Origin of the sequence: Thermasporomyces composti (genome assembly GCF_003386795.1) — a bacterium.
In the GTDB taxonomy this organism is placed as follows: Bacteria; Actinomycetota; Actinomycetes; order Propionibacteriales; family Actinopolymorphaceae; genus Thermasporomyces; species Thermasporomyces composti.
In genome coordinates this window covers 2592605-2617815 of record NZ_QTUC01000001.1, presented here as the reverse complement: position 1 = coordinate 2617815, position 25211 = coordinate 2592605, and the positions used below count along the sequence as shown (strand labels likewise).

Here is a 25211-nt window from a genome sequence, read left to right as displayed (position 1 = left end):
CATGAGGCCGGACACCGAGACCGACACCCCACCCGACGAGACGGCATCCGAGCCGGGTCGACGACTCCACGCACTCGCGGTCGAGCTCGGGGCGTTGGCACGCAACGGCCTCACCTACGAGGCGGACCACTACGCCGTCGCCCGCTACAACCGCATCCACGAGATCGCCGCCGAGATCATGGGTCTGCTCTCCCACAGCGACCCAGCGACGTTCCGTGCGGCACTCCAGGCCGAGGCTGGTCACGCCACGCCGAAGGTCGACGTGCGGGGCGCGCTCATCGAAGACGACCGAGTGCTGTTGGTCCGGGAGGCCCGCGACGGTCGGTGGACCCTCCCCGGCGGCTGGGCGGACGCCATGGACTCCCCCTCGGAGGCTGTCGTCCGGGAGTTCGGCGAGGAGGCCGGACTCGCCGTGCGGGCGAGGAAGCTCGCGCTGGTCCACGACGGCTCGCGGCGGAACGGGCACGCCAACAGCCCGTGGCACATCTACAAGCTGTTCTTCCTCGTCGAACGCGTCGACGGTGGCGAGCCGACCGCCGGGTTGGACGGCGAGACGAGTGCGGTCGGCTTCTTCGCGCTCGACGAGCTGCCCCAGCTGTCCTCCGCCCGCACCACCCGGGAGCAGTTGGCCACGCTGATCGCCCACCATCGGGATCCCGCGCGGCCGACCGACTTCGACTGAGCGGGTTCGGCGTTGCGCGTCGGGAACCTCGGCCCGACCGGCCGGTCCGTGAGCATGGCGTGGTCGTGCACTCCCGTGTCGGGCCACCAGACGTCGCCTGCGCGGCAACCCTGAGCACGTCGTCGCGCATCCATGAGGTCGACGGTCCTGGTGCCCGGAGCAGAAGTCCGCGGGTTCTGGTCCGGGCCCGGGAGGGAGGTGACCTGTGGAAAGACGAGTACGTGGGCGACGTGCCGTCGTGCCTGCCCTGGCACCGGCGCTGCTGGCGGTGGCCGGGCTGACCGTCTCACCCGTCCTGACGCCCTCGACCGCCGCCGCGGCTGGCGCAGGCGTCCGAGCCGACACCGAGACCGACGGCACGGTCGTCGCCTCGGCGAACACGCAGCAGGTCCGGTTCGTCGTCACCGCCCAGCCACGGTCGGGAGCCCAGAACGAGCCACCCGAGGCGAGCGTGGACGTCGCCGCCTTCGAGCGTCGTGGCGGGGAGTGGGCGTCGGTCGGACGGCAGTCCTTGGACGAGACGTGGTTCTGGGAGGTGGTGACGGGCCCGCAGGCGGTGTGCCGGCTCAGCCTCAGCGAGCACCCGGAGCCACGCCTGACCTTGTCCCTCCGATACAGCCCGAGCCTGGGGTGTGCGGAGCCGACGCCTTTCGCCGTCGTCGATGGCGAGCTGGTCCGCGAGTGAGCACACAGATGGGCGACACCGAGCGTCATCGACCACGAAGACGCAGCGGCGTCGCTGGGAACGATCGGGGGACGGTGGACTGGTGAGCCTGGCTCCACAACGATCCGAGCCGGTGGAGCGGATCTCGGTACATGACGGTGACGAGGCGCGGCCGGACGAGACGCGGCCGGCTGAAGCGCGGCCGGACGAGACGGTGCTGGCCGAGCTGTTCCGCGAGCGGTACGCGGAACTGGCCCGCCTGGCGTTCCTGCTGACCGGCGACACCCACCTGGCGGAGGACCTGGCGCAGGAGGCGTTCATCCGCGCCTGGCCCCATCTCGCGACACTCCGCGACGAGAAGTCCGCGCCGGCGTACCTGCGCACCACCCTCGTCAACCTCGTCCGGCAGCGTCACCGGCGACGCCTCCTGGAGTGGCGGAACCCGCCGCCTCACCCGGAGCCGGTTCCGCCGCCGAGCGACGACCGCGACACCGCGGTGGACTTGGCTCGGCTCGTGCGCACGCTCCCGCTGCGCAAACGCGCCTGCGTCGTCCTCCGGTTCTACGCCGACCTCTCGGAGGAGGAGACCGCGAGGGTCCTCGGGATATCCGTCGGCACCGTCAAGAGCCAGACCCACCGTGCGCTGCGCCAGCTGGCGCGCGCGTTGGAGGACGCCCAGGCCGCTCGTCCCGTGCCGCCAGGAACTGCGAGGAAGCCATGAAGGACGACCGTCCACCCGTGTCGGATCTCGAGGAGCGGCTGCGCACCGCACTGCGCGCTGAAGCCGCGCGGATGCGGGTGAGCCCGGACGCGTGGGCGAAAGTGCGTAGCCGCCTGGTCGAACGCGTAGCCACGCCCGAACCGCGTCACTTCCTCCGCCGCCGCTTCCACCGAGCCCACTCTGGCGGACCCCGTGCGGCTCGACGACGTGAGACTTTCCGCGACACTCGACGTCGGCCGCCCGCCGGGCCCTCACCGGACACCAGCTCGCCCGGATGGCGATTGCGCCTGCCTCGCCCGGTCGTGGTGGGAGCCGCCCTCCTCGCGTCGGCTGCCGCGACGGCCGCTGTCCTGCTGGTGCCTCAGCTCACCAGCCCTTCCCACGTAGCTAGGCCAGCCTCGACGACATCCCCCGAACCACTGACCGACTCCGGCACTCGGACGTCGCCACGTCCCACCCCACGTGTCACCCCTGACCAGCCCGCCGGCCCAACGACGTTGGCGACCGTCACGGCGGGGACAGATCTCCGTCTCGTCCTCGACGCCACGCACGAGACCACGAGTGACACGACAGTGTGGTTGCGGCTGCTGCGTCTCGATGGTGGGTCGTGGCGCGCCGTCGACGAGGCACAGATCGGCGACACCACGACCCCGCCGAGCGCGCGTCCGCCCAAGGTCTGCGAGCTGACAGTGGCCACCGCGAGCGCCGGCAACGGATCCGATGCGGCCGATGGGTCGACCGTTCGCGTCCGGCTCGCGACCGACACGTCCACGCCGTGTTCGCAGCCATACGTCTTCGACCTGCGGGGCGACCGTCTCATCGCTCGCTGACCGCGACGTCTCTCGGGCCGCTTTCCGAAGCTGGCCAAGTTCCGCGCTCACGCAGCGACATCAGGTCATCATGCTTGCGTCAGCGCCGTAGCAGTCCGTAACGTCGGCGACACTCTCAAGCATGGCATCGGCGTTCCGGAGGTAGGCATCATGACCGAACCACCGGCCGGACCAGCTGCCAACGAGTCAGCTGCGAACGACCCGATCGACCAGTCGGCGACCACGGACGCGTCGGTCACCGACGAAACTCACGCGACGACGGCCGCCGCGCAGCGCCGGGCCTACGCTGAGCTCGCGCGCAGCGACGACTTCCGCGAGCTTCGGCGGCGATACCGCGGCTTCGTGTTCCCGTGGACCATCGCCTTCCTGGCGTGGTACGTGCTCTACGTCTTCTGCGCCATGTGGGCACCCGGGCTGATGCGCACGTCGGTCATCGGCAACGTGAATGTCGCCCTCGTCTTCGGTCTGCTGCAGTTCGTCTCGACGTTCCTCATCGCCTACCTCTACAGCCGGCACGCCCGCCGCCGGCTCGACCCGAAGGCCGACCAGATCCTCACCAGGTACGCGAAGGCGGTGGAACGATGAGCGTCGCCCTGTCCACGTCTCTCGCCAGCACTGGGCTCCTCGCCGACACCGGACCCCTCACCGGCGCTGGGTCTGTCGTAGCCGCGGCGGCGACCTCCTCCAACCACCGGACGCTCACGATCGTGCTGTTCTTGGCGGTCGTGGCCGTCACGCTGTACGTGACGCTCTGGGCCAGTAGGCAGACCAAGACGGCCGCCGACTATTACGCGGCCGGACGGTCGTTCTCCGGCTTCCAGAACGGCCTGGCCATCTCCGGTGACTACATGTCGGCCGCGTCGTTCCTCGGTATCTGCGGCGCGATCGCGCTGTCCGGATACGACGGGTTCCTCTACTCCATCGGCTTTCTCGTCGCCTGGCTGGTCGCGCTCCTGCTCGTCGCCGAGCTGCTCCGCAACTCCGGGCGGTTCACGCTCGCCGACCAGCTCGCCTACCGCATGCGGCAACGCCCGGTTCGCACCGCGGCCGCGGTCTCGACGCTGGGCGTGTCGATCTTCTACCTGCTGGCCCAGATGGTAGGCGCCGGTGCCCTCGTCGCCCTTCTCCTCGGAGTGACGAGCGACGCCGCGCGCAACCTCACGATCGTCGTCGTCGGTGCGCTCATGATCTTCTACGTCGCCGTCGGCGGCATGAAAGGGACGACCTGGGTCCAGATCGTCAAGGCCGTCTTGCTCATGGGCGGAACCATCCTCATCACGCTCATCGTGCTGTGGAAGTTCCGCTTCAACATCTCCGAGATGCTGGGCACGGCGGCTACCAACAGCGGGAAGGGTCAAGCCTTCCTCGAACCTGGTCTGAAGTACGGCGTCAGCCTGACGACGAAGATCGACTTCATCTCCCTGGCGTTGGCGTTGGTGCTCGGCACCGCCGGTCTGCCGCACATTCTCATCCGCTTCTACACCGTGCCGACGTCGCGGGCGGCTCGCACGTCGGTGCAGTGGGCGATCGGCATCATCGGGTCGTTCTACCTGATGACGCTCGTCCTCGGCTTCGGTGCCGCGGCGCTCCTCGACACCGGTCCGGACTCGCAGATCGCCGCGACGGGAGGTAACGTCGCGGCTCCGCTGCTAGCTCAGGCCGCTGGTGGCGGGGAGGGTTCGACCGGCGGCGCCGTCCTCCTCGCGCTCATCGCGGCGGTGGCCTTCGCCACCATCCTCGCGGTGGTCGCCGGGCTCACGCTGACCTCGGCGTCGTCCTTCGCGCACGACATCTACGCCCACGTCATCCGGAAGGGGAAGGCCACCGAACGAGAGGAGGTCCGCACCGCCCGCATCGCGGCGATCGTGATCGGCTCGGTGGCGATCCTCCTGGCGATCCCGGCGCAGCGGCTCAACGTCGCGTTCCTGGTGGCGTTGGCGTTCGCGGTGGCGGCCTCGGCGAACCTGCCGGCCATCATCTACAACCTGTTCTGGCCTCGCTTCACCACCCGGGGCGCGGTGTGGAGCGTCTACGGCGGCCTCATCACCGCCGTCGTCCTCGTGTTCTTCTCCCCCGTGGTGTCCGGGAGGGTGCTGCCGGACGGCTCGAGCGGGTCGCTCTTCCCGGTCGGTGTCGACTTCTCGTGGTTCCCGCTGGACAACCCCGGCATCGTCTCGATCCCGATGGGCTTCTTCCTCGGCTGGCTCGGCACGGTGCTGTCGAAGGACGAGGAGTCGGAGGAGCGCTACGAGGAGCTGGAGGTGCGGGCGCTCACCGGCGCCGGTGCGGAGACCGCGGTGCGGAGGTGACCCCGACACGCCGGCGGCGACCAACCACCGCCCGCGCCAGCCGGCTCCTCCCAGCGTCCTCCTCCCAGCGCCCTCCTCGACGCCAGCGACCGGGGGTGGCCGAGGACTGAGCCGAAAACTGGTGTTACAACCGCGTCACATGCTCGAATATGGCGCCAAGCGGCCCGCACTCGTCCGAGACGGGCCACACCGGGCGGAACACCCGCGGTCGTCACCCGGTAGGCCTTGGCCTTCACCCGGTCTCGGGTGGAGGCTGAGAACTATCCGGGACAGCCGCGCTGCCTCGGCGAACTCCCGGCGACTAGGGTCGGCGGGGAGCAACGTGGACGAACCGATCGCCGTGGGTGCTGGTCCGGCTGCGGACTCGGTTGATGTCGAAGAGAGGGGCACGAGCTGTGAGCAGCGAAGCACTGTCGAACCTGCTGCGGGAAGACCGCCGGTTCCCGCCGCCGCCCGAGCTGGCCGAGAAGGCCAACGTGACCGCTGCCGCGTACGAGCAGGCCAGTGCCGACCGCATCGCCTTCTGGGAGGAGCAGGCCCGTCGCCTGCACTGGGACCGCGAGTGGGACACCGCTCTCGACTGGAGCAACGCCCCGTTCGCCAAGTGGTTCGTCGGTGGGCGGATCAACGCGGCGTACAACTGCGTCGACCGGCACGTGCTGGCCGGCAAGGGTGACAAGGTCGCCTTCTACTGGGAGGGCGAGCCGGGCGACACCCGGACGATCACCTACGCCGACCTGCTGCGCGACGTCTGCAAGGCGGCCAACGCGCTGACCGAGCTGGGCGTCAAGACCGGCGACCGGGTGGCCATCTACATGCCGATGATCCCCGAGACCGTGGTGGCGATGCTGGCGTGCGCCCGCATCGGCGCCCCGCACACCGTGGTGTTCGGTGGCTTCTCGGCGAGCGCCTTGCGCGACCGGATCCAAGACTGCGACGCCCGGATCGTCATCGCCGCCGACGGTGGCTACCGACGTGGTGCGCCGAGCCCGCTGAAGCCGCAGGTGGACCAGGCGCTGACCGAGTGCCCCAACGTCCGCAACGTGATCGTGGTCCGGCGTACCGGCCAGGACATCGACTGGACCGACGGCCGCGACCTGTGGTGGCACGACGTCGTCGAGCGGCAGAGCGACCAGCACACGCCGGAGTTCTTCGACTCCGAGCACCCGCTCTACGTCATGTACACGAGCGGGACGACCGGCAAGCCGAAGGGCATCCTGCACACCACCGGCGGCTACCTCACCCAGGTGGCGTGGACCCACTGGGCGGTGTTCGACCTCAAGCCCGACACCGACATCTTCTGGACCGCGGCCGACATCGGCTGGGTCACCGGGCACTCGTACATCGTCTACGGTCCGCTCGCCAACTGCACCACCAGCGTCATGTACGAGGGCACGCCCGACACCCCGCACCGGGGTCGCTGGTGGGAGATCGTCGACAAGTACAAGGTGACGATCCTGTACTGCGCGCCGACGGCGATCCGCACCTTCATGAAGTGGGGCGAGGACATCCCCGCCAAGTTCGACCTGTCCAGCCTCCGCGTGCTCGGCAGCGTCGGCGAGCCGATCAACCCCGAGGCCTACGTCTGGTACCGCACCCACATCGGTGGTGGCCGCACGCCTGTCGTCGACACGTGGTGGCAGACGGAGACGGGAGCGATCCTCGTCTCGCCACTGCCGGGTGTGACGAGCGGCAAGCCGGGCGCGGCGATGGCTCCGCTGCCGGGCATCAGCGCCGACGTCGTCGACGACTCCGGCAACTCGGTGCCGAACGGCTCGGGCGGCTACCTGGTGCTCACCGAGCCCTGGCCCTCCATGCTGCGCACGCTGTGGGGTGACGACCAGCGCTACATCGACACGTACTGGTCGCGGTTCCCGGGCAAGTACTTCGCCGGCGACGGCGCGAAGAGGGACGAGGACGGCGACATCTGGCTCCTGGGCCGGGTCGACGACGTCATGAACGTCTCGGGTCACCGCCTGTCGACGACCGAGATCGAGTCGGCGCTCGTCTCGCACCCGATGGTGGCCGAGGCCGCTGTCGTCGGCGCCACAGACCCGACCACAGGCCAGGCCGTGGTGGCGTTCGTCATCCTGCGCGGCGACGTCGACACCGAGGGCGTCGACATCGCTCAGGAGCTGCGTAACCACGTGGCGAAGGAGATCGGGCCGATCGCCAAGCCGCGGCAGATTCTCGTCGTCGAGGAGTTGCCGAAGACACGGTCGGGCAAGATCATGCGGCGGCTGCTGCGTGACGTGGCGGAGAACCGCGAGCTGGGTGACGTCACCACCCTCACCGACTCGTCGGTGATGGACCTCATCCGCGAGAACCTCGCCAAGCAGCCACCGTCGTCCGAGGACTGACACGTCCACGCTCGTCTCCCGTGGGTCCCGTGCCACGCTCGTGGCACGGGACCTTTTTCGTCGGGCGACCGGGCCTCCGCTCGGCACACCAGGAGGCACGAGCCCCTACGTGGAGGGCGTGGGAAATAGCGCGGCGCTGGATGAGGTTGCACGGGGAGCACAGCTGAGTCCCCCGGCACGAACGGAAGGTGTCATGCGAGCACTTGTCGCCGACCCGTCGGCACCGACCGGTATCCGCCTCGGTGAGGCACCCGACCCGACGCCGGCGCCGAACCAGGTCCTCATCCGGGTGGCGGCCACGTCCCTGAACTACGGCGAGGTCGCCAGTGCGCGCCACGCGGAGCCGGGCACGCCACTGGGCTGGGACGCCGCCGGCACCGTGGTCGAGGCCGCCGCGGACGGCTCCGGCCCCAAGGTGGGCAGCCGAGTCGTCGCTTTCGGCGGTCGGGGCGCGTGGGCGGAGCTCCGCGCGGTCGACACGACCGAGGTGGCGGTCCTGCCGGAGAAGGTCGAGTTCGCCGAGGCTGCCGCTCTACCAGTCGCGGGCGTGACCGCCCTCCGGGCCCTCCGGCGGTTCGGCTTCATCGCCGGCGAGCGGATCCTCGTCACCGGGGCGTCCGGAGGGGTGGGACGGTTCGCTGTCCAGCTCGCCGCGCTCGCGGGCGCGCACGTCATCGCCAGCGTGGGGCGTCCCGAACGCGGGGCGGGGCTGGCCGAGCTGGGGGCCGCTGAGGTCGTCGTGGGTCTGGACGACGTCCGCGAGCCCGTGCGCGGTGTCGTCGAGAACGTCGGTGGACCGACGTTGGTCCGGGCGTTCGAGCTGCTCCAGGAGGGTGGCTCGGTTCAGTCGATCGGCGGCACGTCGGGTGAGCCCGCGGTCTTCCCTCCGTACTCGACAGTCGGCGTGCGCCGGAGCATCGAGGCGTTCACGATGGGCGACCACCTGGCCGGCGACCTCGCCTACCTGGCCGAGCTGGTCGCTTCGGGCCGCTTGGACCCGCAGATCGGGTGGCGCGGAAGCTGGGAGCGGTTCGAGGAGGCGATCCAGGCTCTGCTCGGGCGTCGGATCCCAGGGAAAGCCGTCCTCGAGGTGACCTGAGCGGCTTCTCGTCTGGTCGAGCGGAGGCACGCTCAGGGCGTTGGCGTCCGTGACCCGAGGAGGCCGTTGACCAAGGCGGCGCCTCGCTCGGCGTCGTCGACGCTGATGGCGAGCGTGCCTCCGTCGCGGTAGCGGACGACGAGGCACTCGCCTCCGCGGAGCATGATCGTGGCGCCGCCGGGCAGGCCGCGGTAGCCCCACCCACCGACCTCGGTGGGCCACCGCTCCTCCGACCAGGCCGCGTCGAGCTGGGCGAGTGGCACCGTGTAGACGGGCCAGCGCAGCGGGCCGAACGCGATGGCCAGCGCTCCTTCGGTGACCTGGACTCGGATCGTGGACAGCGCGAGGCCGAGAATCCCCACGAGTGTGAAGGGGATGGCCAGGGCCCACAGCCCGGAGGAGAACCCCAGAGCGACCTTGGCCGCGACGAGGACGATCGCCGCCGCGAGGAAGACGTAGGCGGAGCCGACGAGCCATCGGTTGCTGGCGGTGGAGACCCAGGTGGCGCGCTGCCCTGGCTTCGGGGTGTAGACGGGGCGTTGGGCGGCGGTGGGCGGTGGCTCGTCCGGCCCGAAGCGTCCGAGCAGGTAGCCCAGCGCGCCGAGGGCGAAGGTGACCGCGATGAGGGCGAACGCCTGCCAGTGGATCGGTCGGGCGGCCCGCCAGGTGGTGGCGTCCAGGTTGGCCCAGACGGTGATGGCCGTCATGCCGACGACGAAGGTGCCAGCCCACACGAATGCCGCGGCGAGGAAGCCTCGCGACTGCCGGCGGCGCAGCGCCTTGCCGTGGATGGCCGCGATGAGGCATGGCACGGCCAGACCGAGCATGAGGAGGACGGTGACGGTCACCAGGGTGGTGAGCGACATCGAGTCGTCGGGGCGCCCAGAGGGACCCCAGTGGCTGGCCAGGGGGTCGGGGAGGCGGTGAGCGAAGAAAAGAAGGAGTCCGACCGCCGCAGCTCCGGTGAGAGCCGTCCATGCGGATGCGGCCAGGATGAAGCGGGCACGGAAGCTCATGACGCCTCCTCGATCAGTGCGATGACATCCTTCGGCTGAAGGCCGTAGCGTCGTGCGTTGTCGAGTAGCTCCCGTACCTGCGGCAGGAGAACGCCCCGCGGGTCTGGAGCACCGACGACGGAGATCCCGCGACCGCGACGGAACTCCACCAACCCTTCGTCGCGCAGCTCCCGGAGAGCGCGGAGCACGGTGTTGACGTTGACGCCCAACGCGGCGGCGATGTCACGCGCGGGTGGGAGGCGGTCGCCTGGTCGAATCTCCGACTCCACGATGGCACGCCGGACCGCCGTCGCCACCTGCTCGTGCAGCGGGCGCGGGTCGGAGAGATCCAGCGTCAGCAACATGGTGCTACTGATACTAGCACCATTCTGCAATCATGTGGGCGCTCGTGATCTTCAGCGTGCGAGGCGTGCCCGGGCACTGCTACCTGGTTACGCGCACGTCGGCGCTGCCCAGGGCGTGGCTGTCCGCCCGCCACCAACGGAGGGTCGGGTCGTGGCCGACTCGGCTGGGAGGACCGAACCCTCGTAGCGATCACTTCACGCTGACCTCAGGCATGCGAAGGCATGGCACCTCACGAGACGTGCCATGCCCGTACGCTCAGGTCACTTGGCGATGACAGGCGAGGCTTCGACGACCTCGATGGGGATGGCGGTCGGCCCCTGGGTGGCCGGAGTGGTGATGTCCCACGGTCCTTCGTCGCCGACACTGAAGCGACCCCACCACGCTGTGGTCAGCGTGATCGTCCGCTCCCCCGTGGTGCTGTAGGTGTGCGAGACGCGGGTGTCGGGATAGGTGCTACCGGGGATGTCGAAGGTCCGCCGAACCCCGGGCGCGAAGCTCCAGGTCCACTCACCGCGAGCCGTGACCGTGACGGTGAAGTTGAAGACGTTGACGTCCACCGGCCCCATGGTCTCCGGCTGCCCGGAGTGGACGATGACCGGCAGGTTCACCAGCGCACGCCCGTCCGGCGGCTGCGTCCGCGGCTGCTGCTTCGGGACGTAGGCAACCCACTGACGCTTGATCTCCTCACCCACGTCCTCGACGGTCAGCACGTCATCCGGGCTACCGATACAGATATACGCAAGAATCCTCCACTCGCCACCTCGTCGACGAAACTGGACCGAGTGGGGAAGGCCCGTATCACCTCGCAGCAGGCAAAAATCAGGTCGATGCCGACACCTACCCCGATCATCCTCTGGGTCATACGTACAGGTCGGCATGACTAGCCACTCACATCCGTCACATCTCCCCGTTGACCCAGACACCACCTCGCCATCCTTTGTGAAGAGAGCAGCGCCCACAAAGCGCCCTCTCTTACCCTCCGGCTTAGGCTGCTGGGGCGGAACACAGTATGGTTGACAAGAATTCTCAGTCAGCTCGTCCGCGCTAGCCGTGCCGGAGCTAGCGAGAAAGGATGAAACCGCAATGATCGCAGCTGCGACTACTCTAGATACTGCTCCGCCACCAGCCATCTCCCATCCCTTCTAACAAAATCAATCATCGCCTCAAATGTTTTCCTCTCAGCTTTGCGTATTTCATTTCCATCGGCATCGAGAACGCGAAGCCCCGTGTGAGAGAGCTCAAAAGTTACTGTCTGGTAGTCACCACCTATAGGATGTTTCGCAACCGCGAAGTCTTCTATGATGTACTCTCCGACGTCGGCGTGACGCTGGCCAGCTTCTCTAGTGGAATCGACCGAGTCGATGTAAGCTTTACATGCGCCACAGTCCTCCGTTACCAACTCTCGAACCGGACTGGTATCGAGAGTCTTATAGGACTCGTTGAGCGTCTCGTAGAACTTGACGGTAGCGGCGTAGAGCTCCGCCTTCAAATCCTGCGTGGGTGTTGGAGTGGGAGTCGGCGTCGGTGTTGGTGTGGGCGTAGGGGTAGGAGTGCTGGTGGCGACACGAGTCGCGCTTGGACTGGCCTCCGACGACTCGATAGCGCGTGGCTCCGGATTACTCGAGCACGCCGCCGTGACAAGCAATGCCGCCGATATGGCAGCGAGGGCGATCCGTTGGGGCTGAGGTTTCGTCGTGTGCTTCATCGTGCCGGGATGGTAACCGATCGTCCACTGAGCCGATCGAGACTATCCACAACGAAGCCGCCTGTGGACAATCACGCTCAGTACCCAACGGATCGAGAGCTAACCGGCGCCACGATGCTCGACGGCACAGCGGTCGATGTGGAATCCGAAGTGGTGCCGAAGAGCGATAACGACGTCTTACGTCGATGCCCCCGATAGACGCCGGCGCGCGCGGTCTCGTATCTCGTCCGGCAGCGAGTCCACGCGCACCAGGTGCTGGAGAAGCTCCGGCTCCAGCGTCAAAGCGCGGAACACCAGCCCGATCGTGACGTCGTGGTCCGGGCGTTCGACGACCTCGACCTCGTCCCCAGCCCGAATCCAGCCTGGTCGCACCACCCGAAGGTAGGCACCCGGAACAGCACGCTGGGTGAACGTCTTCACCCAGCCACGCTCGCCAAGCCACGCGGCGAAGGTCGAGCACGGGATGCGGGGCTTCGTGACCTCGAGGACGACCTCGGCGCCGACCCGCCAGCGCTCGCCGATGAGTGCGCCGGTCACGTCGAGGCCGCTCGTCGTGAGGTTCTCACCGAACGAGCCGTTGGCGAGCTCCCGCCCCAGCTCGGCCGCCCACCAGTCCAGGTCCTCGCGAGCGTAGGCGTAGACAGCCTGGTCGTCCCCGCCGTGCTCGCGTCGATCGCACACCACGTCGCCGACGAGGCCACTCCCCGCACCGTCAGGACGCTGTCCTGGCGCCCGCACGAACACCGGCACGGCGACCGGCCGCTTGTCGATACCGGTGACGCCCGCACCCTCGAGGTGTCGGGCCTTGCCCAGGTTGACCGACGCGACAACCGCCATCGTCAGCGTCCCCTCTCACCCGCCCCGTCGCCACCGGACGGCGGCACGACAGCCCCATGTGCTCCCACAGCCGCTCAGCGCACCGCCCCGGACGTCAGAGCACATGCCACACGAGACCACAAAAGAAGATGCGCCGCCCGGCGAAACCCGGGGGCGCACCTTCACCCAGGAGGTGGACCGAGCAGTCAGTGGCAACTGACCACGGTGCCCGTACGAAGGCCGGGGCGACGACGCTGTCGCACCCGGCCACGACTCCCACCGCGTCGGCTAGGAGTCGGACTTCTCCGAGTCGTCGGACGTGGTGGAGGCTCCGAGGAGAGCCGACGGGTCCGTCCCGGAGAGCGTGGCGAGCATCTGCCGAACGTTGGACAACTGCGCGTTGATGCTGTCGCGCCGCTGCACCAACGCCTTGAGCTCTCGATCAGACTCGCTCCGGATCCGGTCGGCGCGGGTCTTCGCCTCGGAGACGATCTCGTGCGCCTTACGCTGCGCCTCCTCGATCATGCGCTCCGCCTTGGCCTGCGCCTCGGCGTGGATCCGCTCCGCCTCCGCTTGGGTCTGCTCCGACCGCTCCAGGACGGCGGCGAGGTGCTGCTCGGCGGCGGCGGTGCGCTCGATGAGGTCGCGCTCGGCGCGCTCGCGGCGCTGCGCGAGCGTCTTCTCCAGGTCAGCCGCGGCCTGAGCGGCCTTCGCACGCTGCTGCTCGAAGAGAGCCTCGGCCTCCTCGCGACGGGCGGCGGCGTCGTGCTCGGCGGCGTCGATCAGCTCAGCCGCGCGCTCCTCCGCACGCCGGATGATCTCCTCAGCCCGCGTGTCGGCTTCCTTGCGCTTCTCCTCGGCGTACCGCTCGGCTTCCTTCCGAATCTCCGCGGCCGCCTGCTGCGCCTCCTGCCGCATCTCGTCGGCCTGAGCAGCCGCGACCGAACGAAGGTCGGCTGCCTCCTCCTCGGCGAGTGCGAGGATCCGTCCGATCCGCTCACCGAACTCGGCGAACGTCGGCTCCGAGGACTTGGCGGCCTCCTTCTGCTTGGACAGCTTCGCTTCCAACTCCTCGACGCGCCGGGCGAGCTCGACCGACTGACGCCGCGCGGCGTCGACAGCTTCGTTGAGGTGTCGGATACGGTGGTCGACCTGAGCAGGCTCGTAGCCCCGACGCACCAAACGGAAGGCGCCGGTGGTCGTCTCACTCATGTGCTCTCGTCCTCTGCGGTGCGGCGGCGACAACGGGATACAGAGGCTCGTGGACAGGCCGGGCGACGTTGACCCCCAGCCACGATTCGAGCTCCGGTATCAACGTCGCTCTCTCGGGGCCAGCTGGTCTCACTAGCACTCTGTCCACGTCACGCGAGCGCCATGCCACCTGACCCCGGCTGTCCGCGGGCTTCTGACACGCCGAGTCCGCGATGGTACAGATCGCGACGGCGTGGGTGCGATCTTAGCCACCGGTGACCTCACGCCACCAGAGGGTCGCGGCAATCCGGAGAGGACCCGAACCCCCTGGATGTGCCAGCATCGACGGTTGTGTCGAGCAAGACGCATCCCCGTGGTTCTCGGCGTCGGCCACCGACGACACGTCCGGTGCTCACCCGTGACGCGCGGTTCCAGCAGTGGCAGGCACTTCTCTGGAACCGAACGAAGCGCAACCGTACGGGTGAGTTCCTCATCCATGGCGTCCGACCACTGACCCTCGCGGTGAGACACGGGTGGCCCCTCCGTGCCGTGCTGCGGCCTCACGGTAGCTCGCTGTCGACGTGGGCCACCGACATGCTCGCGACGGTGCGACGCTCCGGCACCGAGGTTGTCGAGGTGGCGCCCGACCTGCTCTTGGAGCTGGGCGAGAAGTCAGAGGAACCGCCCGAGTTGATCGGGGTCGGCGAGATCCAGCCTGACCGGCTCGAGCGCATCCACTTCCCGCCCGACGGGCTGGTGGTGGTCTTCGACCGACCGGCGTATCCGGGCAACATCGGCACGCTCGTGCGCTCAGCCGACGCGTTCGGCGCCGGCGGGGTGGTCGTCACCGGCCACGCCGCGGACGTCTACGACCCCAAGACGGTCCGGGCGAGCACGGGCTCACTCTTCGCCGTCCCCACGATTCGCCTCCCCTCCCACCACGAGGTGCTCGCCTGGGTGAGCACGTTGCGCACGGACGGGATTCCCGTCCAGGTCGTCGGCACGGATGAGGACGGCGACGTCGACGTGGACGCCGCGGACCTCGTCGGCCCCATCGTGGTCGTCGTCGGGAACGAGCTTCGCGGCATGAGCGCGGCTTGGCGAGACGCCTGCGACGTGATCGTGCGTATCCCGATGCGCGGGACGGCGAGCTCGCTCAACGCGTCGGTGGCCGCTTCCCTGGTCTGCTACGAGGCGGACCGGCAGCGGCGCGCGAGTCTCGCCCGGTCCGCTCCCCCGACGTGATCGACGGCATTCTCCGCGTCGCCGGCACCGCGTCCCCGGCGTAGCGGCGGCGAGCGCCCCTGAGTGCCCGACGGCTGGCCTCGTGCCGCTCGCTAGGATCGCAGACGGTGTGCCGGGAAGTCTGGTCGGCGGTGAGTCACAGGTATCCGCACAACCCAGCCGACCCGCGAGAGGACTTCCATGGGCACCGAGCGCGAAGCGCCCCGTCGCCTGAGCTTTCCCGTCCCCTCCCGTCACGAGCTGGCCGTCTTGGCGACGGTGCTCCGGCAGGAGTCGGTCGGCGGCGCGCTCCTGCTGGTCGCGACCGTGGCCGCGCTCGTGTGGGCCAACTCCCCGTGGCACGAGAGCTACACCCACGCCCGGGAGTTCACCATCGGCCCGCTGTCGGCGGAGGCGTGGGCGACGGACGGGCTGCTCGCCATCTTCTTTTACGTCGCTGGGCTGGAACTCAAGCGAGAGCTCGTCACCGGCTCCCTCCGCCAACTCTCCCGCGCGCTGGTGCCGGTCGTGGCGGCGGTGGGCGGCATGGCCGTTCCCGCGCTGGTCTTCACCGCGGTGGTCCTCGCCTCGGGCGACCGCGACGGCCTGCGCGGCTGGGCCGTCCCGATGGCGACCGACATCGCGTTCGCGTTGGGGGTGTTGGCGGTCGCGGGCTCCGGGCTGCCGGGGGCGTTGCGGGCGCTCCTGCTCACCCTGGCGATCGTCGACGACCTCGGGGCGATCATCGTCATCGCCCTCTTCTTCACCGAGTCCCTGCACCTCGTCCCGCTGGGCCTCGCGCTCGCGCTTCTGGCTGGGTACGCAGTCCTGCAGCATCGCCGGATCCGGACGCCCCTCGTCTACGTTCCCCTCGCGATCGCCATCTGGTGGTTCACGCACGAGAGCGGCGTGCACGCCACCATCGCCGGCGTCGCCCTCGGGTTGCTGACCCGGGTCCGACCGGACCCAGGCGAGGAGCACTCTCCGGCCGAACGGCTCGAGCACCGCCTCCGACCTTGGTCCGCGGGAGTCGCCGTCCCCCTCTTCGCGCTCGCGGCCGCCGGAGTCCCGGTCACGCCGGACGCGCTGGCGGCCATGGTGTCGGACCCAGCGGCCGTCGCTAGCTTCGTCGGCCTGGTCGTGGGCAAGGCGATCGGTGTCTTCGGCGGCGCCTGGCTCACCGCGCGGCTGACCCACGCCAGCCTCAACCCCGACCTGTCGTGGGCGGACGTCGTCGCCATCGCCCTCCTCGCCGGCATCGGCTTCACCATGTGCCTGCTCTTCGCCGAGCTGGCGTTCGAGGCCGATCCGGCCCGCATGGCCCGCGTGAAGGCGGCGGTCATGATCGGCTCGGTGACCGCTGCGCTCCTCGCTGTGGTGCTCCTGCGATTCCGACGTGTGCGCCACCAGGCGGCGGGAAACGACGAGACGAGCGATTCGTGAACTCGACCGCCGCGCGGGCCCCACATCAGTGGGTACGGTGTGGCAGGAGCGCTTCGTCGAGCCGAGGAGTGTGGCGACATGGCGGGCAGGGACGACGCGACCCCGGGGAGCGCCACGGACAAGGACCAGACCCCACGGGAGACCACCGAACCTGGTGAGGCGGCGGCGACGCGTCCCAGCCCCCCGCAGGCTTCCCCACCACGCCCGGGGGACGACCGAACGACCGTCACACCGGCCGCGGTCGACGAGCGTGCCGACGGGAGGAGCCTCGGGCAGCTGGTGGCCAGCGCCACGCGTGACCTGTCGGCCTTGATCCGTGGCGAGATCGCGCTCGCCAAGGCCGAGCTCAAGCAGAGCGCGACCGCCGTGGGCAAGGGCGCGGGCATGTTCGGCGCCGCCGCGATCCTCGCCTTCATCGCCGTCCTCATGCTCTCCACCGCCGCCGCGTACGGCTTTGTCGCCGCCGGCCTCCACCCGGCTGTCGGATTTGTCATCGTCGGCGGTGCCTGGCTCCTGCTGGCCGGACTGCTCGTCTACGCCGGCCTACGGAGCGTTCGGAAGGCTCGTCCGCCCGAGCGCACGATCCACTCGCTGGAGGAGGCGCGCGGGATCGTCTCGCGCGGGAACACGGTGACGCCCTCGCAGCCCTCGACGCCCGACGGGTCGAGCCGCTCCTGACCGGCCTGACCGATCCTGACAGGCGGAGCACTCCTCACAAGCCGACCACGCCAGGTGATGGCGAGGTCACACCTGACCCCTGTGACCCGCTGACGACCTAGCCGTCGACACGTGACGAGGCGTGACATGCACCCTCCTCCTCGGGGATCCGGTTCTCGGCCCCTCACGGCCACATCGCGGTCCACGGTTACAACGTGTCACCACGGGTAGCTGAACCTCCGAGCCGGTAACCGACGGTGTCCAGCGCCCGCGTGGCGCGGGCGATTCGTGGCGTATCCGACACGCGTCCCCACCGGGACGCGGCGAGGAGGTGGGAGCCGTGAAGGCGGTCGTCTACAAGGGACCGTTCGAGGTCGCAGTCGAGCAGGTGGAAGACCCCCGGATCGAGCACCCGAACGATGTGATCGTTCGCGTCACGACCGCGGCAATCTGCGGCTCCGATCTGCACATGTACGAGGGCCGAACGAAAGCCGAGCCAGGTTTGGTCTTCGGTCACGAGAACATGGGCATCATCGAGGAGGTAGGGTCCGCGGTCACCTCCCTCAAAGTGGGCGACCGGGTGGTCATGCCCTTCAACGTCGCCTGCGGATTCTGTAAGAACTGCGTCAGCGGCTACACCGGCTTCTGCCTCACGGTGAACCCCAACTTCGCTGGCGGCGCCTACGGCTACGTGGCCATGGGGCCGTTCCGCGGCGGCCAGGCCGAGTACCTCCGGGTCCCGTACGCCGACTTCAACTGCCTCAAGCTGCCGGAGGGGAACGAGCTGGAGAAGGACTTCATCCTGCTCGCCGACATCTTCCCCACCGGCTACCACGGCTGCGAGCTGGCGGACGTTCGTCCTGGCGACACCGTCGCGGTCTACGGAGGCGGGCCGGTGGGCCTCATGGCCGCGTATTCGGCGATGCTCCGCGGCGCGTCGAAGGTCTTCGTCGTCGACCGGATCCCTGAGCGGCTGCAGAAGGCGGAGAGCATCGGCGCGATTCCGATCAACTTCCAGGAGGCCAGCCCGGTCGAGCAGATCAAGGAGCAGACCGGCGGTGAAGGTACCGACAAGGGCATCGACGCGGTCGGCTACCAAGCCCAGTCCCAGACCGGCGAACGGGAGGAGCCAGCGGTCGTCCTCAACTCGCTGATCCAGACCGTGCGACCGACCGGCATGCTGGGCGTGCCGGGCCTGTACGTGCCGGCCGACCCCGGTGCTCCCGACGAGGCCGCGAAGAGCGGCATGCTCCTCGTCGCGATCGGCTCGATGTTCGAGCGAGGGCTGCGGCTCGGCACCGGTCAGTGCAACGTCAAGCGCTACAACCGGCACCTGCGCGACCTCATCATCGCCGGCCGCGCCCGGCCGAGCTTCGTCGTGTCCCACGAGGTGCCGCTGGACCAGGCGCCCGAGGCGTACGACAAGTTCGACAAGCGCGTCGAGGGCTACACCAAGGTCCTGCTCCATCCGTAACGGCTCGGTGGCCCGGGGTGTGTGATGCGCACGCCCCGGGCCTCCTGTCTGCCGCCGCCCGGCGTGTCCGCACGGACGGTCCCCGAGCGGCAGGATCGGGTCGGCGAGAGGTGGGCCATGGCCGTTCGGCTTGCTCTCGCCGGCGACACCATGCTCGGCCGGATGGTCGCGGACGCGATCCGCGCCGACGGTCCGGAGCGGATCGTCGCCGACGAGGTCGTGGAGCTGACCCGCGAGGCGGATCTGTTCCTGCTCAACCTGGAGTGCTGCGTGTCCGAGCACGGGGAGCCGTGGCCTGATCCTGACAAGCCGTTCTTCTTCCGCGCCCCGCCGGCCGCCACCGAGCTGCTTCGCCGGCTCGGAGTCGACTGCGTGACGCTCGCGAACAACCACGCCCTCGACTTCGGCGTCACCGCGTTGCTCGACACCTTCCGGCACCTGGAGGATGCCGGCATCACGTGGGTCGGCGCCGGTCGCGACCAGTCCGAGGCGCGGGCGGCTCGGGTGGTGGAAGCCTCCGGCCTGCGGCTGGGGGTGGTGGGCTGCGCGGACCACCCCGCGGACTTCGCGGCCGGTCCTGCCCGCCCCGGGATCGCCTACGCGGACCTGCGGCGGGGACCCGGCTGGCTGCCGGACGCGGTTCAGCGGCTGCGGCACGACGTGGACGCCGTCCTCGTCACGCCCCACTGGGGACCGAACATGGTGCCGGCGCCGCTGCCCTACGTCCGTGACGCGGCGGCTGCCCTGCGGGACGCCGGCGCGACACTGATCGCGGGACACTCGGCGCACGTCTTCCACGGAGTGCGCCGACCCGGGATCCTCTACGACCTCGGCGACTTCGTCGACGACTACGCCGTCGACCCCGTGCTCCGCAACGACCTGGGACTGCTCTTCTTCGTTCTGCTCGACCGCGACGGTCCACGCCAGCTGGAGGCGGTCCCCCTGGTCCTGGACTTCTGCCATACCCGATTGGCCCGGGGCGACGAGGCCGCCTGGATACGTCGCCGCTTCCAGGCCGCCTGCGCCGCCCTCGGCACCGAGGTCTCCGAACGAGACGGCCGGCTCGTCGTCGCGGCGTTCGGCGCGGAGGACCCGCCGACCCCACGGGAGGCTCCCGGGGAGCGGCGTTGAGGCGCCCGGCCGGCGACGCGGGCCCCGCCGGCCGCGAGCCCACCACACACCGCCGGACCACCCGCGTGCCGGCGTCTCGCCATCCGTTATGTCACAGTGGAGGCATGACCGGGACGGTTAGCGGGGGACTCATCGACGTCGAAGGGCCGTGGTCCCATCGCTGGGTCTCCGCCAACGGCGCCCGGTTCCACGTCGCCGAGATCGGCACCGGTCCCCTCGTGCTGTTCCTGCACGGCTTCCCCGAGTTCTGGTGGGCGTGGCGGCACCAGCTTCCCGTGCTCGCCGACCTCGGCTACCGGGCCGCGGCGATGGACCTGCGCGGGTACGGCGGCAGCGACAAGACCCCGCGCGGCTACGACCCGATCACCCTGGCCCGGGACATCGCCGGGCTGGTCCGCTCCCTGGGGCACTCCGACGCCGTCCTGGTCGGCCACGGCTGGGGTGGCTACGCCGCCTGGGCGACGGCGACGCTCCACCCGCGCCAGGTGAGCCAGCTCGCCGTGGTCGGCGCCCCGCACCCGCTGCGGCTGCGTGACGCGGCGCTGCGGAGCGCTCGCCAGCTGCGATCGGCGACCCACATCCTGTCGTTCCAGGCGCCGATCCTTCCCGAGCGACGGCTGGTCGCGGACGACGGAGCGCTGGTCGAGCGTCTCCTCCGCCGCTGGGCGGCCCCCGGCTCGACGTTCCCCGACCCGGAAGCCTCCCTTCGCTATCGGAGGGCGATGCAGCTGTGGCCGGCGCCGCACTGCGCGCTGGAGTACTACCGCTGGTTGGTCCGGGCGTTCTTCCGAGCCGACGGACGGCGGTTCGTGGCGCGCATGAAGCATCCGGTGCGGCAGCGCGTGCTACAGGTCCACGGCGCCCTCGACCCGTCGGTGCTCCCCGCCACGGCCGAGGGCTCGGCCGAGTACGTCGCGGGGCCGTACCGTTGGCGGCTCCTCGACGGCGTCGGCCACTTCCCGCACGAGGAGGCGCCGGACGAGTTCACCAAGGTGCTTGTCGCGTGGCTCACCGACGCCTAGGTCACCCACGCACCCCGAGGGCCGTCAGGCGCACGCCCCGGTCGGCACCGGCCTCGAGGCGGCGAGCCCGCGCTGAGCAACCTCCCGCACCTCGTCGACCGTGAGCGCGTACCCGGTCCTCGGGTCCTCCACGGAGGCGGCGAACACGACGCCCGACACCGTGCCCTCATCAGACACGAGCGGTCCTCCGGAGTTTCCGGGCTGCACCCGCGCGTAGAGGGAAAGCACGTTACGGACGACCTGTCGCTCGCCGTAGATGTCCGGGCCTTGCAGCCGCTGCTCGGCGCGCACCCGCGCAGGCGCGATCGCGAACGGCCCGCTGCCCGGGTAGCCCAGCACCGCGCCCTCGTCGCCGGGATCCGTGTCGTCGTCGAACACCAGCGCCGGAAGCGGGAGGTCCGGGACGGCCAGGACGGCCAGGTCACGCCGTGGGTCGTAGACCACCACCTCGGCGTCGTACGACTCACCGTCGCGAGTGTGCACGCGCGGCCTGCTGACCCCGGCGACGACGTGGGCGTTGGTCATGACGCGTCCCGGCGCGTAGACGAAACCGGTCCCTTCCAGTGACCGCGAGCAGCTCGCGGCGACGCCGTTGACACGCACGACGCTTCGGCCCGCGCGCAGGACGTCGGGGTCAGAGGCGATCGCGGCGGTCGGTGGTGGAGCTGGCACGATCGGCTCGGGCGCGAAGGGTTCGAGGTAGCGCGGGAACAGGCCAGGATCGACCACGCGGCTGAACGCGAAGAGCGTCTGCTCGGCGGTGCGTGGCATGAACCGGTTGACGGTCGCGAGCACCTGGGAGTCCCGGACGGTCCGAGACAGCTCGCCGAGGTGAGTCCCCGCGACGGCCGCGCCGAGGATCCACGCCACGACGAGCATCGCGGCGACGCTGAGGGCGGCGCCCGCGCTGGCGTCGAGGAAGTACGCAGGCTGCCAGCTCATTCGGTCGCGGATGGCGGCACCGATCGTCGCGCCGACGGTCTGACCCAGCAGCGCGCCCGCCAAGACGATGCCCAGCGCGCCGAGGGACACTCCGAAGCTCGGCTCGAACCCGCTGAGCAGGATGGGTGCGAGAGCGGCGCCGCCCACACCGCCACCGACGAGGCCGGCCATGCCGAGTGCTCCGACGAGGAAGCCCTGGCGGAAGCCGGAGACGCCGTAGGCGATGGCGAGGAGGACGAGAACGAGGTCGAGCAGGTTCACGGCATCCCCCCTCGCCACGGTGGGTCCTGGTCCGCCGGCTTCGCGGCATCGTCCCCCTCCATCCTGCCGTGCCGCCTCTCGTCCCGACCTCTCGTGTCCTCGGAGGTCGCCTCCCCCCGCACCCTCTCCGCAGCATCCGCGGCAGGGCCGGCGGGATCGCTCACGGGTCGGTCGAGATGCACGAGCCGCGCCGGCAGGTCCACCACCCGGGTTCGGTCCCACGGGCGCTCCCAACCGGTGAGGGCGAACAGCCGGTCCAACACGCCGGCGGTGAAACCCCACACGATGAGCCCGGCGACACCGAACGCCGGACCCACGAAGCCGGACGGGTGACGAACCCGGAACCGGTTCTTCGGGTCGAGCAGCGCGGCCAGCGGCACTCGGTGAACGGACGCCACCTCACGTGGATCGACGACCCGGACCGGCGAGGGCGAGCGCCACCAGGCCATCACGGGCGTCACGACGTACCCGCTCGGCGGCAGGTAGAGCGCCGGCAACGTTCCGAACACCTCGACGCCGGAGGGGTCCAGCCCGGTCTCCTCCACCGTCTCCCGAAGCGCCGCCGCCACCGGACCAGAGTCGTCAGCGTCGATCGCCCCACCTGGGAACGCCGGCTGGCCGGCGTGCGAGCGCAGGGTGTGCGCGCGCTCGATCAGCAACAGGTCGGGTCCCTCGGGTCCCTCCCCGAACAGCAGGAGGACCGCGGACGGACGTCCGCCGCCGTCTGGTGGGAGCGCGGTCGCGAAGTCGGCGGGACCGACCCGACGCCCCAGCTCGGCGACCGGCCGCAGCCACGCCGGGAGGTGGTCGAACTCACCCGCCACGCTCGATTCCCCCTCGGGGTGGAATCGAGCATCGTCTCCGGGTCGTGCGCTCACTGGTCCACCTCTCGGCTCACAGCTCCACCCCTAGGTGGGTGCGCACATCACGCAGCAGCTCCCGCTCGGAGTCGTACGGCTTGTGCGCGATGTGGACGACTCGGCCCTCCGCGGAGACGAACACCGTCGCCGGGATCCCAGCGGCTAACCCGAACGGCGCCCGCAGTCGACGCTCCGGATCGGCCAGCTGGGGATAGCTCAACCCGAGCTTGTCGGCGAAGGCGAGCGCGAGGTCGGGACGAGGGTCGTCGTAGTTGACCCCCACGACGACCAGGTCGTCGCCCGCCCGCTCGTACAAGGCCTGGAACAGCGGGCTCTCCTTCCGACACGGAGCGCACCATTGCGCCCACACGTTGAGCACGGCGGGACGCCCGGACACCTCGCGGAGGGAAACCTCGGGCCCGGGGCCGAGGCAGGCGAGCGTGACGTCTGGGAGCGGCGAGCCCTTGCTCGACGACGCCGGGGAGCTCGTCGGGCTGGACCCACGGATCGTCGCGCACGAGGCGACCTCCGCCCGGGCCCGGGCGGAGGCGACGTCGGGGTCGTCGAGGTCGGTCCGCGAGGCACCATCGGGCGCCGCAGTCCGCTCGACCTCGGGCTCGTCGATCACCGGCCCCACACCACCCGGCTCCGGCGTGCTGCAGCCGGCCAGGAGCGCAGCCGCCGCAGCGAGCACGGCAAGCGTGGCAGGCATGGTGCGCGTCCGTGTCACGTGCCATTCCTCCCCGCTCACACAAGCCGCCCATCCAGTCCGCGGCCCGGCTCTCACGCGGTCGACGCGCTCCGCAAGAGCTTGCTCGCCACGGCCGGGTCTGTCGGACCCTCGCCGTAGGAGGGACAGAGCGCAGCCACCGGGCACACACCGCAGGCGGGTTTACGGGCGTGACAGCGACGCCGACCGTGCCAGATCAGCCGATGGGACAGCATGGTCCACTCGCTCTTGGGGAAGAGCGCGGCCAGATCGGCCTCGATCTTGTCGGGGTCGGTGTTGGTGGACAGCCCCAGCCGCCGGGACAGCCGTTGGACGTGCGTGTCGACGGTGATACCAGGAGTGTCGAAGGCGTTGCCGAGAACGACGTTCGCCGTCTTGCGGCCGACCCCGGGGAGCGTGACGAGGTCCTCCATGCGATTCGGCACCTTGCCGTCGAACCGCTCACACAGCGCCTTGGCCACCCCGATGATCGCCTTGGTCTTCGCACGGAAGAAGCCGGTCGAGGCGATGATCGACTCGACGTCGCTCGGATCGGCCGCCGCGAGATCCGCCGGCTCCGGATACGTACCGAAGAGTCGAGGCGTCACCATGTTGACGCGTTTGTCGGTGGTCTGGGCCGACAGGATCGTCGCGATGAGCAGCTGATATGGATTCTCGAAGTCGAGCTCGCAGTGTGCGTCGGGATACGTCTCCGCGAGGATGCGGTTGATCCGACGGGCTCGACGGACAAGTGCGAGACGGCTTTCCGGCTTCGACCCGGGCGCCCGGCGCGACCGGCGGGGGCGCGTGCTCGTGGTCTCCGATCGGTCTGAAGTCGGGGTCGCTGTCCGGGTTCGCGTGGTCACGCAGGCCAGCCTACGTGGCCTGCCTACCACCCCAGCAGCGTGGCGCGGCACACTAAGAGACGGCCGGCACGACACCGGCCCTTCGGAGGAGGAATCAACGAGTGAGCGACGTCCTGCTGCAGGCACCGCTGTTCGCCAACCTCGACGAGACCGCCGCCTCGGCGCTACGGGCGGCCATGGTCGAGGTCAAACTGCGGCGTGGTGAGGTGCTGTTCCGCGAGGGAGACGCCGGCGACCGCCTCTACGTCGTCATCGACGGCAAGGTCAAGATGGGGCGCACCTCCTCGGACGGACGCGAGAACCTACTCGCTGTGCTCGGCCCGGGGCAGATGTTCGGCGAACTGTCCCTGTTCGACCCGGGTCCTCGTGCCTCCACCGTCACCGCCGTCACCGACACCACGTTGCTCGCGCTCGGCCAGGACGAGTTGATGAACTGGCTCACCGGCCGTCCTGAGGTGGCGCGCGGACTCCTGCACCAGTTGGCGTCGCGGCTTCGCACGCTCAACGACCAGGTCGCGGACCTGGTGTTCTCTGACGTTCCAGGCCGGGTCGCCAAGGCGCTGCTCGACCTCGCCCGGCGGTTCGGGAAGCAGACCGACGGCTGCATCCACGTGCATCACGATCTCACCCAGGAGGAGCTCGCCCAGTTGGTCGGCGCCTCCCGGGAGACTGTCAACAAGGCGTTGGCGGACTTCGCGCACCGCGGATGGATCCGCCTGGAGCAGCGTGCGGTCGTCATCCTCGACGCCGACCGTCTCCGCCATCGCGCTCGCTGAGCGAGACACTCTCCTCACCCAGCGAAGTCCCTGACCTGTCGGTGGCGCGCGCCTCCGCGGCCCATGACACCTGTCACGCCTCCGGCCGGCGTTTCGCACCGTGAAGCG

The 25211-nt window shown here is 69.8% G+C and carries 25 protein-coding genes; 15 read left to right on the top strand and 10 right to left on the bottom strand.

Annotated features, from left to right (window positions below; genetic code table 11):
• Nucleotide 1: 1 nt before the first annotated feature.
• From DFJ64_RS11335 to DFJ64_RS11300, 8 genes are all read left to right on the top strand, one after another.
• Nucleotides 2–682 (top strand): NUDIX hydrolase, encoded by a 681-nt coding sequence (locus DFJ64_RS11335; RefSeq protein WP_170152582.1) that lies wholly within the window; start codon nt 2–4, stop codon nt 680–682.
• 238 nt (nt 683–920) lie between these two features.
• Nucleotides 921–1367 carry a hypothetical protein gene (locus tag DFJ64_RS11330; RefSeq protein WP_115850420.1) on the top strand — a complete coding sequence of 149 codons (447 nt, stop codon included), beginning with the start codon at nt 921–923 and terminating at the stop codon, nt 1365–1367.
• Nucleotides 1368–1449: 82 nt separating this feature from the next.
• Nucleotides 1450–2067, top strand: coding sequence for a SigE family RNA polymerase sigma factor (locus tag DFJ64_RS11325; protein WP_245941076.1), 618 nt, complete (start codon nt 1450–1452; stop codon nt 2065–2067).
• A 578-nt stretch (nt 2068–2645) separates the two neighbouring features.
• Nucleotides 2646–2897 carry a hypothetical protein gene (locus DFJ64_RS11320; RefSeq protein ID WP_170152581.1) on the top strand — a complete coding sequence of 84 codons (252 nt, stop codon included), beginning with the start codon at nt 2646–2648 and terminating at the stop codon, nt 2895–2897.
• 150 nt (nt 2898–3047) lie between these two features.
• Nucleotides 3048–3482, top strand: coding sequence for a DUF485 domain-containing protein (locus tag DFJ64_RS11315; protein WP_115850417.1), 435 nt, complete (start codon nt 3048–3050; stop codon nt 3480–3482).
• Nucleotides 3479–5206, top strand: coding sequence for a solute symporter family protein (locus tag DFJ64_RS11310; RefSeq protein ID WP_115850416.1), 1728 nt, complete (start codon nt 3479–3481; stop codon nt 5204–5206). The genes DFJ64_RS11315 and DFJ64_RS11310 overlap by 4 nt, the downstream gene beginning before the upstream one ends.
• Nucleotides 5207–5601: 395 nt before the next feature.
• Nucleotides 5602–7566, top strand: a complete 1965-nt coding sequence (gene acs, locus DFJ64_RS11305; RefSeq protein ID WP_245941075.1) for an acetate--CoA ligase — start codon at nt 5602–5604, stop codon at nt 7564–7566.
• Nucleotides 7567–7759: 193 nt separating this feature from the next.
• On the top strand, nt 7760–8665 hold the full coding sequence (locus tag DFJ64_RS11300; RefSeq protein ID WP_115850415.1) for a zinc-binding dehydrogenase: 906 nt from the start codon (nt 7760–7762) through the stop codon (nt 8663–8665).
• Nucleotides 8666–8697: 32 nt separating this feature from the next.
• On the opposite strand, the gene DFJ64_RS11295 is transcribed toward DFJ64_RS11300, so the two are convergent.
• From DFJ64_RS11295 to DFJ64_RS11265, 6 genes are all read right to left on the bottom strand, one after another.
• Nucleotides 8698–9681: a DUF1648 domain-containing protein gene (locus tag DFJ64_RS11295; protein ID WP_115850414.1), complete on the bottom strand. Its 984-nt coding sequence runs from the start codon at nt 9679–9681 to the stop codon at nt 8698–8700.
• Entirely contained in the window at nt 9678–10025 is a 348-nt protein-coding gene (locus DFJ64_RS11290; protein WP_211310574.1) for a GntR family transcriptional regulator, read from the bottom strand. The genes DFJ64_RS11295 and DFJ64_RS11290 overlap by 4 nt, the downstream gene beginning before the upstream one ends.
• Nucleotides 10026–10286: 261 nt before the next feature.
• The gene (locus DFJ64_RS11280; protein ID WP_115850412.1) at nt 10287–10736 is read right to left on the bottom strand and encodes a hypothetical protein; all 450 of its coding nucleotides are present in this window, start codon (nt 10734–10736) and stop codon (nt 10287–10289) included.
• 389 nt (nt 10737–11125) lie between these two features.
• Complete coding sequence (locus DFJ64_RS11275) at nt 11126–11731, bottom strand: DUF6318 family protein (RefSeq protein WP_115850411.1); 606 nt, start codon at nt 11729–11731, stop codon at nt 11126–11128.
• Between the two features lie 177 nt (nt 11732–11908).
• Complete coding sequence (locus DFJ64_RS11270; RefSeq protein WP_115850410.1) at nt 11909–12568, bottom strand: MOSC domain-containing protein; 660 nt, start codon at nt 12566–12568, stop codon at nt 11909–11911.
• Nucleotides 12569–12835: 267 nt separating this feature from the next.
• A complete protein-coding gene (locus DFJ64_RS11265; protein ID WP_115850409.1) occupies nt 12836–13759 on the bottom strand; it encodes a coiled-coil domain-containing protein in 924 nt (307 codons plus the stop codon).
• Between the two features lie 387 nt (nt 13760–14146).
• Here DFJ64_RS11265 and DFJ64_RS11260 point away from each other — a divergent pair, with 387 nt between their 5' ends.
• The 6 genes from DFJ64_RS11260 (at nt 14147) to DFJ64_RS11235 (ending at nt 20689) form a co-directional block, all read left to right on the top strand.
• Complete coding sequence (locus tag DFJ64_RS11260) at nt 14147–14983, top strand: TrmH family RNA methyltransferase (RefSeq protein WP_115850408.1); 837 nt, start codon at nt 14147–14149, stop codon at nt 14981–14983.
• A 180-nt stretch (nt 14984–15163) separates the two neighbouring features.
• Entirely contained in the window at nt 15164–16405 is a 1242-nt protein-coding gene (gene nhaA, locus DFJ64_RS11255; RefSeq protein WP_115850407.1) for a Na+/H+ antiporter NhaA, read from the top strand.
• A gap of 78 nt (nt 16406–16483) precedes the next feature.
• Nucleotides 16484–17083, top strand: a complete 600-nt coding sequence (locus tag DFJ64_RS11250; protein ID WP_115850406.1) for a phage holin family protein — start codon at nt 16484–16486, stop codon at nt 17081–17083.
• 319 nt (nt 17084–17402) lie between these two features.
• A complete protein-coding gene (locus DFJ64_RS11245) occupies nt 17403–18536 on the top strand; it encodes a glutathione-independent formaldehyde dehydrogenase (protein WP_115850405.1) in 1134 nt (377 codons plus the stop codon).
• Nucleotides 18537–18653: 117 nt separating this feature from the next.
• The gene (locus DFJ64_RS11240; RefSeq protein WP_115850404.1) at nt 18654–19667 is read left to right on the top strand and encodes a CapA family protein; all 1014 of its coding nucleotides are present in this window, start codon (nt 18654–18656) and stop codon (nt 19665–19667) included.
• Nucleotides 19668–19771: 104 nt separating this feature from the next.
• Entirely contained in the window at nt 19772–20689 is a 918-nt protein-coding gene (locus DFJ64_RS11235; RefSeq protein ID WP_115850403.1) for an alpha/beta fold hydrolase, read from the top strand.
• Between the two features lie 24 nt (nt 20690–20713).
• On the opposite strand, the gene DFJ64_RS11230 is transcribed toward DFJ64_RS11235, so the two are convergent.
• From DFJ64_RS11230 to nth, 4 genes are all read right to left on the bottom strand, one after another.
• Nucleotides 20714–21892, bottom strand: coding sequence for a MarP family serine protease (locus tag DFJ64_RS11230; RefSeq protein ID WP_115850402.1), 1179 nt, complete (start codon nt 21890–21892; stop codon nt 20714–20716).
• Complete coding sequence (locus DFJ64_RS11225; RefSeq protein ID WP_245941074.1) at nt 21889–22770, bottom strand: NUDIX hydrolase; 882 nt, start codon at nt 22768–22770, stop codon at nt 21889–21891. Before DFJ64_RS11225 ends, DFJ64_RS11230 begins: the two co-directional genes overlap by 4 nt.
• Nucleotides 22771–22786: 16 nt before the next feature.
• On the bottom strand, nt 22787–23464 hold the full coding sequence (locus tag DFJ64_RS11220; RefSeq protein ID WP_147304677.1) for a TlpA family protein disulfide reductase: 678 nt from the start codon (nt 23462–23464) through the stop codon (nt 22787–22789).
• Nucleotides 23465–23535: 71 nt separating this feature from the next.
• Nucleotides 23536–24192: an endonuclease III gene (gene nth / locus DFJ64_RS11215; protein WP_245941303.1), complete on the bottom strand. Its 657-nt coding sequence runs from the start codon at nt 24190–24192 to the stop codon at nt 23536–23538.
• Between the two features lie 236 nt (nt 24193–24428).
• Between nth and DFJ64_RS11210 the strand changes: the two genes are divergently transcribed.
• On the top strand, nt 24429–25103 hold the full coding sequence (locus DFJ64_RS11210; protein ID WP_115850398.1) for a Crp/Fnr family transcriptional regulator: 675 nt from the start codon (nt 24429–24431) through the stop codon (nt 25101–25103).
• The last annotated feature ends 108 nt before the right edge of the window (nt 25104–25211 follow it).